At 67.0% G+C, this 13,401-nt stretch carries 15 protein-coding genes and 4 tRNA genes; 8 read left to right on the top strand and 11 right to left on the bottom strand.

Annotated elements, in window-relative coordinates; genetic code table 11:
• Window positions 1–60: 60 nt before the first annotated feature.
• The 9 genes from ABQF13_RS02875 to ABQF13_RS02835 form a co-directional block, all read right to left on the bottom strand.
• Entirely contained in the window at window positions 61–1,095 is a 1,035-nt protein-coding gene (locus ABQF13_RS02875) for an NUDIX hydrolase (RefSeq protein WP_448391167.1), read from the bottom strand.
• Between the two features lie 16 nt (window positions 1,096–1,111).
• Window positions 1,112–2,272, bottom strand: coding sequence for a glycosyltransferase family 4 protein (locus tag ABQF13_RS02870; RefSeq protein WP_448391166.1), 1,161 nt, complete (start codon window positions 2,270–2,272; stop codon window positions 1,112–1,114).
• Complete coding sequence (locus ABQF13_RS02865; RefSeq protein ID WP_448391165.1) at window positions 2,272–3,204, bottom strand: phosphatidylinositol mannoside acyltransferase; 933 nt, start codon at window positions 3,202–3,204, stop codon at window positions 2,272–2,274. The genes ABQF13_RS02870 and ABQF13_RS02865 overlap by 1 nt, the downstream gene beginning before the upstream one ends.
• A complete protein-coding gene (gene pgsA / locus ABQF13_RS02860) occupies window positions 3,201–3,881 on the bottom strand; it encodes a phosphatidylinositol phosphate synthase (protein ID WP_448391164.1) in 681 nt (226 codons plus the stop codon). The genes ABQF13_RS02865 and pgsA overlap by 4 nt, the downstream gene beginning before the upstream one ends.
• Window positions 3,878–4,456, bottom strand: coding sequence for an ATP adenylyltransferase (locus tag ABQF13_RS02855; RefSeq protein WP_448391163.1), 579 nt, complete (start codon window positions 4,454–4,456; stop codon window positions 3,878–3,880). Before ABQF13_RS02855 ends, pgsA begins: the two co-directional genes overlap by 4 nt.
• Window positions 4,453–6,507 (bottom strand): threonine--tRNA ligase, encoded by a 2,055-nt coding sequence (gene thrS, locus ABQF13_RS02850; RefSeq protein WP_448391162.1) that lies wholly within the window; start codon window positions 6,505–6,507, stop codon window positions 4,453–4,455. Before thrS ends, ABQF13_RS02855 begins: the two co-directional genes overlap by 4 nt.
• A gap of 73 nt (window positions 6,508–6,580) precedes the next feature.
• Window positions 6,581–7,006 carry a TIGR02611 family protein gene (locus ABQF13_RS02845; protein WP_448391161.1) on the bottom strand — a complete coding sequence of 142 codons (426 nt, stop codon included), beginning with the start codon at window positions 7,004–7,006 and terminating at the stop codon, window positions 6,581–6,583.
• Window positions 7,003–7,614, bottom strand: coding sequence for a PaaI family thioesterase (locus ABQF13_RS02840; protein WP_448391386.1), 612 nt, complete (start codon window positions 7,612–7,614; stop codon window positions 7,003–7,005). Before ABQF13_RS02840 ends, ABQF13_RS02845 begins: the two co-directional genes overlap by 4 nt.
• A gap of 30 nt (window positions 7,615–7,644) precedes the next feature.
• Window positions 7,645–8,514, bottom strand: a complete 870-nt coding sequence (locus ABQF13_RS02835) for an aldo/keto reductase (protein WP_448391160.1) — start codon at window positions 8,512–8,514, stop codon at window positions 7,645–7,647.
• A gap of 133 nt (window positions 8,515–8,647) precedes the next feature.
• Here ABQF13_RS02835 and ABQF13_RS02830 point away from each other — a divergent pair, with 133 nt between their 5' ends.
• From ABQF13_RS02830 to ABQF13_RS02820, 3 genes are all read left to right on the top strand, one after another.
• Window positions 8,648–9,145: a DUF1990 domain-containing protein gene (locus tag ABQF13_RS02830; RefSeq protein WP_448391158.1), complete on the top strand. Its 498-nt coding sequence runs from the start codon at window positions 8,648–8,650 to the stop codon at window positions 9,143–9,145.
• Between the two features lie 44 nt (window positions 9,146–9,189).
• Window positions 9,190–9,912 carry a GAF and ANTAR domain-containing protein gene (locus ABQF13_RS02825; RefSeq protein ID WP_448391156.1) on the top strand — a complete coding sequence of 241 codons (723 nt, stop codon included), beginning with the start codon at window positions 9,190–9,192 and terminating at the stop codon, window positions 9,910–9,912.
• 140 nt (window positions 9,913–10,052) lie between these two features.
• Window positions 10,053–10,928, top strand: a complete 876-nt coding sequence (locus ABQF13_RS02820; protein ID WP_448391155.1) for a L,D-transpeptidase — start codon at window positions 10,053–10,055, stop codon at window positions 10,926–10,928.
• A 153-nt stretch (window positions 10,929–11,081) separates the two neighbouring features.
• Here ABQF13_RS02820 and ABQF13_RS02815 read toward each other — a convergent pair whose 3' ends face one another.
• Window positions 11,082–11,567, bottom strand: coding sequence for a hypothetical protein (locus tag ABQF13_RS02815; protein WP_448391153.1), 486 nt, complete (start codon window positions 11,565–11,567; stop codon window positions 11,082–11,084).
• Between the two features lie 400 nt (window positions 11,568–11,967).
• Here ABQF13_RS02815 and ABQF13_RS02810 point away from each other — a divergent pair, with 400 nt between their 5' ends.
• Complete coding sequence (locus tag ABQF13_RS02810) at window positions 11,968–12,369, top strand: phage holin family protein (protein WP_448391152.1); 402 nt, start codon at window positions 11,968–11,970, stop codon at window positions 12,367–12,369.
• The gene (locus tag ABQF13_RS02805; protein ID WP_448391151.1) at window positions 12,366–12,665 is read left to right on the top strand and encodes a DUF3618 domain-containing protein; all 300 of its coding nucleotides are present in this window, start codon (window positions 12,366–12,368) and stop codon (window positions 12,663–12,665) included. Before ABQF13_RS02810 ends, ABQF13_RS02805 begins: the two co-directional genes overlap by 4 nt.
• A 21-nt stretch (window positions 12,666–12,686) precedes the next feature.
• Here the strand turns inward: ABQF13_RS02805 and ABQF13_RS02800 are convergent.
• Window positions 12,687–12,758 (bottom strand) — tRNA-Val (locus ABQF13_RS02800).
• A 301-nt stretch (window positions 12,759–13,059) separates the two neighbouring features.
• Here ABQF13_RS02800 and ABQF13_RS02795 point away from each other — a divergent pair.
• The 3 genes from ABQF13_RS02795 (at window position 13,060) to ABQF13_RS02785 (ending at window position 13,321) form a co-directional block, all read left to right on the top strand.
• Window positions 13,060–13,132: transfer RNA gene (locus ABQF13_RS02795), tRNA-Gly, on the top strand.
• A gap of 28 nt (window positions 13,133–13,160) precedes the next feature.
• Window positions 13,161–13,231 (top strand) — tRNA-Cys (locus tag ABQF13_RS02790).
• A gap of 15 nt (window positions 13,232–13,246) precedes the next feature.
• Window positions 13,247–13,321 (top strand) — tRNA-Val (locus ABQF13_RS02785).
• Window positions 13,322–13,401: the final 80 nt, after the last annotated feature.

Here is a 13,401-nt window from a genome sequence, read left to right as displayed (position 1 = left end):
CTCCTCCAAGTCGCTACTGATCCACTCTAATGCGGCCGCAAAACCGGTTATTCCGCAGCATCAGCGGATCGATTGCAGCTGTCGCCGCGGCATGCCGTCCCGCGCGTCGGCCAGCGCGTTGGCTTCGACCAGCAGCTCGCCGAGCTGCACGGGGTACACCGCTTCCCCGCTGGCGACCAGCTCTTGGATCATTGTCTCATCGCACCAGCGGTAACCGTGAATGTAGGACCGCTCCAGCCCCGTGCGGCCGTCCGGCGACGGTTCGAAACGGCGGGTGCGGTGCACGAAGAACATCTCCTGGCTGCGGATCACCGACCCGTTGAAGTCGATCACCGCATCGCGGCGCCACACCGGCCCGATCATCTGCTCGGCATCGACCCGCAGGCCGGTCTCCTCATCCACTTCACGCGCGGCGGTCTCCTGAAGCGTCTCCCCATGTTGCACGGCGCCGCCGACCGTGAACCACCAGCGCGGCGCTGGGCCCTCGGCGGCGTCGGTGATCGCCGGATCGGATCCGCTCAACAGCAGCACCGCCCCGGTCTCGTCCAACAACACCACCCGCGCCGACACCCGGCGGCTGACCGCCGGGGTGGTTTCTGCCCGCTCGGCGATCTCGAAATACGTTGGCAGCGCGGCTGTTCCGCCCAGCCGCAGCGCCCGTACGACGGGGCGCTCCCGCAGCGCGAGGGTGTCGCGGACGGCGTCGTTGTGGAAGCGACGCGCCAATAGCACCCGCGCCTCGGCGTCGGCGAGTTCGGCGACCAGTGCGACGGGCAGCGCCGCCGGATCGACCATCGCCAGCGCCGCGGACAGTTCGTTCTCGGCGGCCTCGCGCGACCACCGGGGGGCGCGTTCGGCCGCGTCGGCCAACGCGGCCAGCCGTTTGCCCTGCGGTCCGCCGCCGTAGGCGTCGGCGGCCACCGCCCTGGCGACGACGGCGCGCCGGGCCAGCGCACTGTCCAGGGACTGCCAGGACAGGTCGTAGCGCACGTGCAGGCGGTCGAGCCGGTTGGCCGTCTGGATCGCCCAACCGCCGATCGCCAGCAACGCGGTGAGCAGCACCGCGAGCGCGATCACCACGATCCAGGTGGTCAATTAAAACCCCCGGTCACTACGTTCTCCCCTGCTGCGCGTGGACCCCGGCCCGCGTACCAGCCACCTGCACCTTGATGCCGGCCCCCGCCACCGTCTCGTAGACCCGCATGATCTGGCGCGCCACCACCGACCAGTCGTAGCGCCGCACCGCGTCCGCGCCCGCCTCGATGTAGCGCTCGCGCACGCTGTCGTTCTCCAGCACCTCGATCAGGCCCTTGGCGAGCGCGGCGTCGTCGTCGATCGGCACCAACCGGCCGACCGCACCGTCCATCAGCACCCGCCGAAACGCATCCAGGTCGCTGGCCACCACCGGGGTCCCGGCCGCCATCGCCTCCACGAGCACGATGCCGAAGCTCTCGCCGCCGGTGTGGGGTGCGCAGTACACGTCGGCGCTGCGCATCGCCGACGCCTTTTCATCGTCGTCGACCTGACCGAGAAACCGCAGGTGACCGGCTAGCTTGCCGGCGTCTTGGCGCAGTTCGTCGGCGTCGCCGCGGCCCACCACGAGGATCTCGATGTCCTCGAACCGCTCGACCAGCGCCGGTAGCGCCCGCAGCAGCACGGCCATGCCCTTGCGCGGTTCGTCGTACCTGCCGAGGAACAGCACCGACTTGCCCGGCCGCGGGTAGCCCTCCAGGAGCGGCGCCGAGGCGAACGCGCCGACGTCGACGCCGTTGGGGATCTCGACCGCGTCGCTGCCCAGCGCCTCCATCTGCCAGCGCCGCGCCAAATCCGACACCGCGATGCGGCCGACGATCTTCTCGTGCATGGGCCGCAGGATCGGTTCAAACACACTGAGCGTCAACGATTTTGTCGTCGATGTATGAAAGGTCGCGACGATCGGGCCTTCGGCGATGTTGAGCGCCAGCATGGACAGGCTGGGTGCGTTGGGTTCGTGCAGGTGCAGCACGTCGAAGTTGCCGTCGGCCAGCCAGCGTTTGACCAGCCGGTGGGTGGCCGGCCCGAATCGCAGTCGCGCCACCGAACCGTTGTACGGGATGGGTACCGCGCGGCCGCCCGAGACCACGTAGTCGGGCAGCGTCACATGCGGTGAGAACGGCGCCAGCACGCTGACGTCGTTGCCGCGGGCGCGCATCACCTCGGCCAGTTGCAGCACATGGGACTGCACGCCCCCGGGCACGTCGAACGAATACGGACACACCATCCCGATGCGCATCAGGTCGCTCCCAGCTTGGCGCGCCGCTCGGCGGGCAGGTCGGCCAGCCATTGCGGCTGCATCATGTGCCAGTCTGCCGGGTGCGCGGCGATGTTGCGGGCGAACCGGTCGGCCAGCGCCTGGGTGATGGCGGTGACGTCACCGGAGGAGGTGTCCACCGCCGGATACACCCCCATGCCCCAGCCGTCACCCTCGAACCAGCAGTGCGCGGGCAGCAGCGTCGCACCGGTTTCGATCGCCAGCTTCGCCGGACCGGCGGGCATGCGGGTGGGCTCGCCGAAGAAATCGACCGTGACGCCGTTGCGGCTGAGGTCGCGCTCGGCCATCAGGCACACGATGTGGTTGTCGCGCAGGCGTTCACGCAGGATCTCGTACGGTGGCCGCGGGCCGCCGGAGGACGGCAGCACCTCGAAACCCAGGCTCTCCCGGTAGGCGACGAACCGGTTGTAGAGCGATTCAGGCTTGAGGCGTTCGGCGACGGTGGTGAACGAGCCGTGGTTCTGCACCAGCCACACTCCGGCCATGTCCCAGTTACCGCTGTGCGGAAGGGCAACCACCACACCGCGGCCCGCCTCCAGCCCCGCCCACACCCGGTCAACGTCATGCACGAAGAGCTCACGTCCGACAGCTTCGTGGTCCATGGTTGGCAGCCGGAACGCCTCACGCCAGTACCGGGCGTAGGAGGCCACCGATGCCCGGATCAGCCCGTCGGGCACCCGGTCGGGCGTCACGCCGAGTACCCGGGCCAGGTTCTTGCGCAGCTGTTGTGGCCCGGCGCCCCGCGCGGCGTAGTGTGCGCCTGCGTTGAAAGCGTTGCGCGCCGCGAACTCCGGCATGGCGCGGACCAGCCGCCAACCGGCCGCGTAGCCCCAGTCCGACAACCGTCCACTCAACGGGTTGCCCGTCCGCGGTTCCGGCTGGGTGCTCGTCACGCGTTCTCCTCCCCCTGATCCCCTGGGGGGTGGTGTTGTTTGGTGTCGGGTTTGGTCAGCAGATCCATTGCGCCGGGCGAGGTGCGCACGCTGTGCACCCGCTGCCCGAGCGTGATGAGGCTGGTGATTGCAAGCACCCACATGGCCACGTGCAGCAGCCACGGCACCGCGAAAAGGCCGGATAGGCCCGCGCCGGCCAGCACGATGATCAACCGCTCCGGCCGCTCGATCAAACCGCCCTCCGCGGAGAGCCCGCTGGCCTCGGCGCGGGCCTTGATGTAGGAGATGACCTGCGAGGTCACCAGGCAGATCGCGGTGGCCACCACCAGCGATGTGCTGTGCAGCCCGAAGGCGGCCCACCACAGCAGCCCGCAGAAGATCGCGCCGTCGCCGATGCGGTCGCAGGTGGCGTCGAGCACCGCACCGAAGCGGGTGCCGCCGCCGCGTTCGCGCGCCATCGCCCCGTCGAGCATGTCGGCGAGCACGAAGAAGAACACGGCCACCGCGCCCCACCACAGCTGCCCGATGGGAAACAGCGTGAGCGCGCCCAGCACGGAGCCCGCCGTGCCCAGGATGGTGATGGTGTCGGGCGTGAAACCCACCCGCAGCACGCCTTTGGCGATCGGCTTGCTGAGCTTCTCGTAGGCCGCGCGGGTCATCAGGTAGAAGTTGCTCACTGCTGCCTTGCCCACTCCGTTGCCAGCAGTTGCCGGGTCTCGCGCAACAACTGCGGCACCACTTTGGCCCCGCCGATGATCGTGATGAAGTTGGCATCGCCGATCCAGCGCGGCACCACGTGCATGTGCAGGTGCTCGGCCAGCGAACCACCCGACACCTGACCGAGGTTGAGCCCGACGTTGAAGCCCATCGGGTTGGACACACTCTTGATGACCCGGATCGCCTTCTGGGTGAACGCCATCAGCTCGGCGCTCTCGGCCTCGGTGAGGTCCTCCAGCTCCGAGACCCGACGGTAGGGCACCACCATGAGATGGCCCGGGTTGTAGGGGTACAGGTTCAGCACCACGTACACCTGCTGGCCACGCGCCACCATCAGGCCGTCCTCGTCCGAGAGCGTCGGGATCTCGGTGAACGGCCTGGATTCCCTGGTGTTTTCGCGCCGCATCGGAGCTTCGGCGATGTAGCTCATGCGGTGCGGTGTCCACAGCCGCTGCAGGTGGTCGGGTTCACCGGCGCCCTGGTCGACGATCGTGCGGTCCTCGGGTCCGTCGCGCAGGTTTTCGTCACTGGTCACGAGTGGTCGCCCACCTTGAGCAGATCGGCGGTGGGAGCGGCATTCTCGCGGCTGGTAACCCAGTTGACGATGGCCTCCACGGCGTCATCGCGGGGCACCCCGTTGACCTGGGTGCGGTCACCGAAGCGGAAGCTGACCGCCCCGGCGTCCACGTCGCGGTCCCCCGCCACGAGCATGAACGGCACCTTCTGGTTGGTGTGGTTGACGATTTTCTTGGCCATCCGGTCGTCGCTGCTGTCGACCTCGGCGCGGATGCCGCGCAGTTTCAGTTGCGCGGCAACGTCGTTGAGGTAGGCGATGTGGTCGTCGGAGACGGGGATGCCGACCACCTGCACGGGCGCCAGCCACGCCGGGAAGGCCCCGGCGTAGTGCTCGGTGAGGATGCCGAAGAACCGCTCGATCGATCCGAACAGTGCGCGGTGGATCATCACCGGACGCTGACGCGAGCCGTCGGCGGCGGTGTACTCCAACTCGAAGCGCTCGGGGAAGTTGAAGTCCAGCTGGATGGTCGACATCTGCCAGCTGCGCCCCAACGCGTCCTTGACCTGCACCGAGATCTTGGGACCGTAGAACGCGGCGCCGCCAGGGTCGGGGACGAGCTCCAGACCCGATGCGGCGCCGACCTCGGCGAGCACGTTGGTGGCTTCCTCCCAGAGGTCGTCGGAGCCGACGAACTTGTCGGGGTCCTTGGTGGAGAGCTCGAGGTAGAAGTCGGTCAGGCCGTAGTCGGCGAGCAGATCCAGCACGAACCTCAGCAGCGAGGTCAGCTCGTCGCGCATCTGGTCGCGGCTGCAGTAGATGTGCGCGTCGTCCATCGTCAGGCCGCGCACCCGGGTCAGCCCGTGCACGACCCCGGAGAGCTCATAGCGGTAGACGGTGCCGAACTCGAAGAGCCGCAACGGAAGTTCGCGGTAGGACCGCCCGCGCGACCGGAAGATCAGGCAGTGCATCGGACAGTTCATCGGTTTGAGGTAGTAGTCCTGGCCCGGTTTGCGCACCGTGCCGTCCTCGTTGTACTCGGCGTCCAGATGCATCGGCGGGAACATGCCGTCGGCGTACCAGTCCAGGTGCCCGGAGATCTTGAACAGCTCGGCCTTGGTGATGTGGGGGCTGTTGACGAACTGGTAGCCCGCTTCGCTGTGCTTGCGCCGCGAGTAGTCCTCGAGTTCGCGGCGGATGATACCGCCCTTGGGGTGGAAAACCGCTAAGCCCGAACCGATTTCGTCGGGAAAGCTGAACAGGTCGAGTTCGGCACCGAGCTTGCGGTGGTCGCGGCGCTGGGCTTCCTCGATCAGCTCGAGGTGGCGGCCGAGGGCTTCCTGGGACTCCCAGGCGGTGCCGTAGATCCGCTGCAGGCTCGGGTTGTCCTGGTTGCCACGCCAGTAGGCGGCCGAGCTGCGGGTGAGTTTGAACGCCGGGATGAAGCGAGTCGTCGGGATGTGCGGGCCGCGGCACAGATCGCCCCACTCCCGTTCCTTGGTGCGGGGATTGAGGTTGTCGTAGGCGGTCAGCTCGTCGCCGCCGACTTCCATCACGTCGGGGTCTCCGGACTTGTCGTCGACGAGTTCGAGTTTGTACGGCTCATTGGCAAGTTCTTCGCGCGCTTGGTCTTTGGACTCATAGACCCGGCGCGCGAACAGCTGGCCTTCCTTGACGATTTGGCGCATCCGCTTCTCGAGCGCCTCCAGATCCTCCGGGGTGAACGCGCGCTCGACGTCGAAGTCGTAGTAGAAGCCGTCGGCGATCGGCGGGCCGATGCCCAGCTTGGCCTCCGGGAACAGATCCTGGACGGCCTGGGCGAGCACGTGTGCGGTGGAGTGGCGCAGCACGCTACGGCCGTCCTCGCTGTTGGCGGGCACCGGCGTCACCTCGACGTCGGCGTCCGGCGTCCACGACAGGTCACGCAGCCGGCCCGCTGAGTCGCGGACGACGACGATCGCGTCGACGGCGCCGCGGCTGGGTAGCCCGGCTTCCCGCACCGCCGCCCCCGCGGTGGTCCCGGCAGCGACCCGGATCGGGGCTGCGGGGGCGTGGTTGACGGCGGCGCTCATCGGTGACTCTCCAAGCTCTCGGGGGAAGTGCTCCACACAACTCAAGACGCGACCATGCTATCTAGGCGAGCGCTCAGGATCCCAAGCCAATGGGGCTGTTCAGCCAGGTCCACTCGATACCGACTAGCCCGGCGCCCCACGACAGCGCACCCAGCAGCCACAGCGTCACCCACACGATCAGCGCGGTGAACAGCCCGCCGAGCGCCTGCACGGCCCAGTGCTGCTGGTGAAACCAGGCCATCACCTCGTCGTAGCGTCTGCGCACGACGAGAAGGAGGTTCCGGGCCCACACGAACTCGGTGGACAGGATGCCCAGGCCGACGAACACGATGGCCCAGCCCGGCCCGGGATACGGGATGGCGATGATCCCGACGGTCAGCACCATCAGGCCGATGGCCCCGACGATGATGCGGTACGCGAACTCGACCCGGCGACGTCCGCGCAGCCGTTCGCGCCACCGCAGCCAGCGCGGTGCCTCGCGGTCGGTCTGCTCGGTCACGGTTGGCCGGGTTTGAGCTTGACGAACAGCGCCTCGGCGTCGGCGAGCACGGTGTCGCCGTCGAGCACGCGGCCCTCGATGAAGATCTTTCGTCCATCGACGCGTTCGACGCCGGCGTCGACCGTCAACTCCTTCTCGATCGGCACGATCTGGCGGTAGTTGACGTGCAGGTACGCGGTGCGCTGTTTGTGGCCTTCGGTCAACCGGAATGCGGTGTAGCCGAGCACGGAGTCGAACATCTGCGCAATGCAACCGCCGTGCACGGCGCCGTTGCGGCCGAGGTGGAATCGGCGGAAGCGCACGAAGCCGCCGATCCGGCCGTCGTCGGTCTTGTGGTACTCCCCCGGGACGCCGAGCACGCTGCCGCGGTTGGGTAGGTCCATTCGTCGGCCCGACGGTGACGTCCACTCGTCGACCTCGTAGGGGCCCAGCAGCTGGGAGACCTTGTCTAGCAGGTCGGCGGCTTCGGTGATCACCTGGTCGGGAGCGTCGACCGCGCGGGCGTGGTCCTGAAGGGTGCGGACCCCTTCGACAAACCGGCCGTAGTCCGGCCCGCCCTTGGTGGTCGGCTGCGGCGGATTGAACCCACCGCCGGGATGTGCGTCGATGCTCACCCGCTTACCGTATTGCCTGGCGCGTTACCCGGCGGAACCGGCTTTGCTCAGCGTTTCGAACTCGGCGTCGGACAGCTCGATCGCCGCCGCGGCGACGTTCTCCTCGAGATGGGCGACCTTGGAGGTGCCGGGTATGGGCAGCATCACCGGGGAGCGCTTGAGCAGCCACGCCAGCGCCAGCTGCGACGGCGACGCGTCGTGGTCGGCGGCGATGCGCTGCAGCGGGCCGTCGGGGGCCGCCAACGGCCCCGCGGCCAGCGGAAACCACGGGATGAACCCGACGCCTTGGGCTTCGCAGGCCTCCAGCACCGGTTCGGCGGTGCGCGTGGTGAGGTTGTACATGTTCTGCACCGTCACGATGTCGGCGACTTTGCGGGCGGCCTCGAGCTGTTCGACGGTGACCTCCGACAGCCCGATGTGGCGGATCTTGCCTTCCTGCTGCAACGCGACGAGCTCGCCGAGCTGGTCTTCGGCCGGGAACTTGTCGTCGATGCGGTGCAGCTGAAACAGGTCGATGGTGTCGACTCCGAGGCGGCGCAGGCTCATCTCGCACTCCTGACGCAAATACGCCGGATAACCCAGCACCGGCCATACGTCGGGGCCGGTGCGCAGCAGACCGGCCTTGGTCGCGACGACAACCCCCTGGTAGGGGTGCAGCGCTTCGCGGATCAGTTCCTCGGAGATGTAGGGGCCGTAGGAGTTGGCGGTGTCGATGAAGTTGACGCCGAGCTCGACCGCGCGCCGCAGCACGCGGAGGCATTCGTCGCGGTCGGCGGGCGGGCCCCAGGTGCCCGGCCCGGTCAGCCGCATGGCGCCGTAGCCGAGCCGGTTGACGACCAGATCGCCGCCGAGGGTGAACGTTCCCGATGCCTGCGCGATGCTCTTGGTGCTCATGTAGACGAACGTACGCTGCGGTGCCCCACCCCACCGCGCCGAATGTGGGGTTGTGTCACGGGTTCGCGCCGTCAGGCGTGACACAACTCCACACTCGGCGAACGAAGTGTGTTCGACGGTAGCGTCTGGTCTGGTGAGACTCAGTAAGCTCGCGGCACTGCCGTTGACCTACGCCGAGGTGGGCGCCACCGCAGGACCGTTGCCGGCGGGTTACCACCATGTGCAGAAAAGCGCCGTCATCGGCGCGGGCCGTGCGCGTTTCGAGGAGGCCGCAGCTGCGGGGATGCGCTGGGGCATGCTGCGCGGCGCCGGTGTCCGGGTCGAGGCGACGACGGAGGTCGCGCAGGTGGGCGCGGAGGCGATCGTCCATCTCGGACCGGTGGGCGCGCCATGCCGGGTGGTCTACGTGGTCGACGAAGCCGATCGGCGGGGCTTCGCCTACGGCACCCTGCCCGGTCACGCCGAATCCGGTGAGGAGCTGTTCCTGGTCCGCTACGATCCCGACACCGACGAAGTGTTCGCGGAGGTGACGGCATTCTCCCGGCATGCCACCTGGTGGAGCCGGCTGGCATCACCGGTCACCTCGTTGGTGCAGCGGATCGTCACAGAGCGGTATCTGCAGGCTCTTTGACCTCCGGTGCGCACAACCTGTGATAGCTGACGGAGGACGGTCCAATGGAGACGGTTGACGGATCCAAGGGCGCGCAGGACGCGCATCTTCGCATCGCGGAGATCGTGCAAAGCCTCTACAGCCGGCCCGACACCGATTCGGCCACCGTGATCGCCGAGTTGGCCGAGCACGCCGTCGTCGAGATTCCCGGCGCCCAGTACGCCGGCATCACCGTCACACGCAACGCCAAGCACATCGACACCACCGCGGCGACCCATTTGTGGCCGGTGCTGTTGGACAGAATCCAGCAGCGTCATCGGGAAGGCCCGTGCCTGAGCGCGGCGTGGGAGGAAAAGGTCGTCCACGTCGCCGACCTCGAGACCGAGGACCGGTTCCCGCTCTACCGTCGGGATGCGTTGGCAGAGACACCGATTCGTTCGATTATGGCGTTTCAGCTGTTCATTGCCGGTGAAACGATGGGGGCGTTGAACGTCTACGCCGAGTTACCAAATGTGTTCGGCGAAGAGGCCAAAAAGCTCGGCCTGATCTTTGCGACCCATTCCTCGGTGGTGTGGAATTCGGCGCGCCGCGACGAACAGTTCAAGCGGGCGCTGGCCAGCCGCGACACCATCGGTCAGGCCAAGGGCATGATCATGGAACGTTACGGTGTTGATGCCGTACGGGCTTTCGACTTGTTACGCAAGATTTCTCAGGAATCCAACGTGCCGCTGGTGCAAGTCGCCGAAGAACTCGTCGAAAAGGCGCAGTCACCGGAGCCGTCGAAGTAGCCGCTGACCGCTGATTGACGGGCCGTGGCCGAACCGTGACTGAGACTTAACCGAATCGCTCACGCGCCCTTACCCATCCATCGAGAACGCACCCATAGCATCGAATTGACACTCGAGAAATTTCAAGGGAGCCAAATTCCGTGCGTGGCGTTGTTCGGTGTGTTCTTGCTGCCGTCGTAGTCGCTACCAGCGCGGTCGCCGGCCCGGCTGATACCAGCCTGGCCGCGGCGAACCGTTCGCTGACAAGCGTCATCACGTCCGTCTTGCCGTCTCCGGATCAGGTCGTCGGCGTGGCACACCCTGTGGTGGTGACGTTCAGCGCGCCGATCATCGACAAGCGCGCCGCGGAACGGACCCTCAATATCACCTCCTCACCTGCGATGACGGGTAAGTATGAATGGCTCGACAGCCAGGTTGTGCAGTGGACGCCCGATGAGTTCTGGCCAGCGCACAGCACGGTGTCGCTTTCGGTGGGCGGCGCGCCGACACGGATCGTTACGGGCGCTGCCGTCGTCGCCGTGGCCAACATCGAAGAGCACACGTTTACCGTGACCATCGACGGTACCGAGGCCGGACCGCCGCCGATGCTGCCGGCACCGCACCACCGCCCGCACTTCGGCGAGCCCGGCGTCTTCCCGGCGTCCATGGGCAGGGAGGAATATCCGACACCGGTCGGCACCTTCCCCGTGCTTTCCAAAAAGCGTGATGTGGTTATGGATTCGAGCAGCGTCGGCATTCCCGTCAGCGCCGAGGACGGCTATCTACTCACCGTCGATCACGCGGTGCGTCTGACCACCCGCGGCATATTCGTGCACTCCGCTCCGTGGGCGGTGAACTCGATGGGATATGAGAACACCAGCCACGGCTGCATCGGCTTGAGCCCCCAGGACGCCGAGTGGTACTTCGACGTCGTCAAGGAGGGGGATCCGGTTATCGTGCAGCAGAACAGCGTTGAGATCCCTCGCCCGGTGGAGCCGAAGGCTCCCGTCGAGGTACCACGGATCGTTTCCGGCTGACGGAGTCTCGCGCTTGCGCCCTGTACCCCACCCCGGTCTGCCGGTTGCGCTGGCGCGCACAGCGTTGATTACTTGCTGTGCAATGAATTTGGCCCGGCGGTGAGTCGATACTCGCCGCCGGGCCAAAGCCGGTAGTGGGTTAGTTGTGCGTGATCAGCCCGCAGGGCCAGGCATGATCGGCTGGCCGGGCACCGGAGCGCCCTCAGGGGCCGGTCCAGTGACCTGTCCCTTTCCGCCTGCGCCACCCATCTCGGTGATCGGCGCCACCGGAGCGAGCGGCGCACCCGCCACCGCTATCGGAGCGGCAGCCGGCGGCGGAACCACTGGCGGCGGCACCAACGGCGGCACCACCGGCGGCGGAACCAGCGGCGGCACCAGCGGCGGCGGAACCACTGGCGGAACTAGTGGCGGCGGGACGACCGGGGGCGGAACCACCGGAACCGGTCCCGGTAACGCCATCGGAACGCCAGCCATGTCGGTAAGCGGCAGACACGCGCCCGCCGGCGCCGGAGCCTCCCCAGCCGCCGTCTCGACACACTCGTAGCCGCCAGCCGACGCTGTCGGGCTCAACGCCATGGCTACCCCGCACAACCCAGCCCCAACAACGGCTGTGATGTTGACTCGATCAAAGACCGTCATCGACGTCGATCCCTTCATTTACTTCAGATATCCGCACTCACTCATGCAGCAGACCTGCATGCCGTACCGGAGTCGCGGTTATGCGACCGCGTAAATTATCAGCACCGAAACGACGCCGACGCGCCACGCCGCACCGCACCGTTTCCAAATGGTGACCCGTATGGAAGGGCAGAGTGTCCTTCCGCCCGACTGCCGGGTTCCCAGACTGCTTTATGCGACGGAATTCGCTTGGCCGCAGCGCTTTTGGTTTACCCAACCGATGCGAACCCGAGTCGCAATCGTCATCGACGGCGAGGCGAAACTGTGCCTTTTGGTACGCCTGGGACCGCTCGACGTTTGGTTCGGCCGCACGGGGGCATTTCTGTTACGGCAGAGCAACCGAGTCAGGGGTTGGTAAGTGATGGCTGTGGAATCCAAGCCCAGCGCCGACGCGTCGATCGGCGAGTTGATGGGCCAGTTGTCGACACAAACGTCGCGGCTGATCCGCGACGAGATGCGGCTAGCGCAGAAAGAGTTCCAGGAGTCGGCCAAGCACGCCGGGATCGGCGCTGGCCTGTTCAGCGTGGCTGGCCTGCTCGCGTTCTTCGGTGTGGCGACGTTCATCACGGCCGGCATCGCGGCGCTCGCGCTGGTGCTGCCGGTCTGGGCGTCGGCGTTGATCGTCGGCGCGGTGTTGTTCATCGCGGCGGGGATTGCCGCGCTGATCGGACGCAAACAGACCGACGAGGTCACGCCAGCGGCGCCGCGAACCGTCGAGACGGTGAAGGCCGACATCGAAGAGCTGAAAGGTGCCCGCTCATGACCACACCTGATCCCGGTCGCCCCGAGCCGGGCCCCTCGGCCGACATCTCCGACATCGAGGCCGACATCGAGCAGACCCGCGACGAGCTCGGGCAGACCGTCGCAGCGCTGTCATCGAAGCTCGACGTCAAGGAACGCACCAAAGAGAAGGTTGCCGACACCAAGGAGCGGGTCGCCGAAAGGGCGGACACGCTCAAGCACACCGCCACCGACAACCCGTCGCGCACGGTTCCGATCGCCGCGATAGTGGCGCTCGCGCTGCTGGCGGGAATCGTGGTGTGGAGGCGACGGCGCTAGGAGCGGGCCGGAAATGGAGGGTGGTCCCGACTGGGATCGAACCAGTGACCTTCCGCGTGTGAGGCGGACGCTCTCCCGCTGAGCTACGAGACCGGCAAGCCCGACCCCGAGGGCCGAACGACGTCGAAGACTAGCATGTTCGAGGGTACCGGCCCGAATCGCCGGCGCTGTTTTGATTGGGGGTACGCGGGTGGCTTCTGCGGCGCGCTGGCGACGGCGCAACGGGCGGGGATGGCGGTACGGGGCACCGTTTCTCGGCTTCGCGCGACGTAGAACGGCTAGGCTGGTGGGCGACCCGAGTGCCGACGCGACGACGCCGTCTCGGGATTTGTGCAGGTACGCTTGCGTCGACTAAGGTCGTGCTTCGCGACGGGCGACGTGTCGTTCGTGGCGCGCGGATGTAGCGCAGTTGGTAGCGCATCACCTTGCCAAGGTGAGGGTCGCGGGTTCGAATCCCGTCATCCGCTCGAAGGTGCGGTGGCATCAAAGCCCAGCGGTGGAGTGGCCGAGTGGTGAGGCAACGGCCTGCAAAGCCGTGCACACGGGTTCGATTCCCGTCTCCACCTCAACGAAGGACCCCGGCGCGATTAGCTCAGCGGGAGAGCGCTTCCCTGACACGGAAGAGGTCACTGGTTCAATCCCAGTATCGCGCACCAGCTTGTTCGCAGCTCAAGTGCTGTTTTCAAGATCAAAGCACGCTTCGTGGGCTAAACGTGGGCTAAAGGGCAAACGGCGC

Source organism: Mycolicibacterium sp. XJ879 (genome assembly GCF_053483935.1).
Note: the sequence above shows the minus strand (reverse complement) of the source record. Positions and strands in the feature narration are given on the sequence as shown.

What these genes read in the sequence shown, in the direction of transcription:
- ABQF13_RS02815 (WP_448391153.1), bottom strand. Translation starts at nt 11,567, where the DNA reads ATGACGGTCTTTGATCGAGTCAACATCACAGCCGTTGTTGGGGCTGGG.
- thrS (WP_448391162.1), bottom strand. Translation starts at nt 6,507, where the DNA reads ATGAGCGCCGCCGTCAACCACGCCCCCGCAGCCCCGATCCGGGTCGCT.
- ABQF13_RS02835 (WP_448391160.1), bottom strand. Translation starts at nt 8,514, where the DNA reads ATGAGCACCAAGAGCATCGCGCAGGCATCGGGAACGTTCACCCTCGGC.
- ABQF13_RS02805 (WP_448391151.1), top strand. Translation starts at nt 12,366, where the DNA reads ATGACCACACCTGATCCCGGTCGCCCCGAGCCGGGCCCCTCGGCCGAC.
- ABQF13_RS02810 (WP_448391152.1), top strand. Translation starts at nt 11,968, where the DNA reads ATGGCTGTGGAATCCAAGCCCAGCGCCGACGCGTCGATCGGCGAGTTG.
- ABQF13_RS02825 (WP_448391156.1), top strand. Translation starts at nt 9,190, where the DNA reads ATGGAGACGGTTGACGGATCCAAGGGCGCGCAGGACGCGCATCTTCGC.
- ABQF13_RS02870 (WP_448391166.1), bottom strand. Translation starts at nt 2,272, where the DNA reads ATGCGCATCGGGATGGTGTGTCCGTATTCGTTCGACGTGCCCGGGGGC.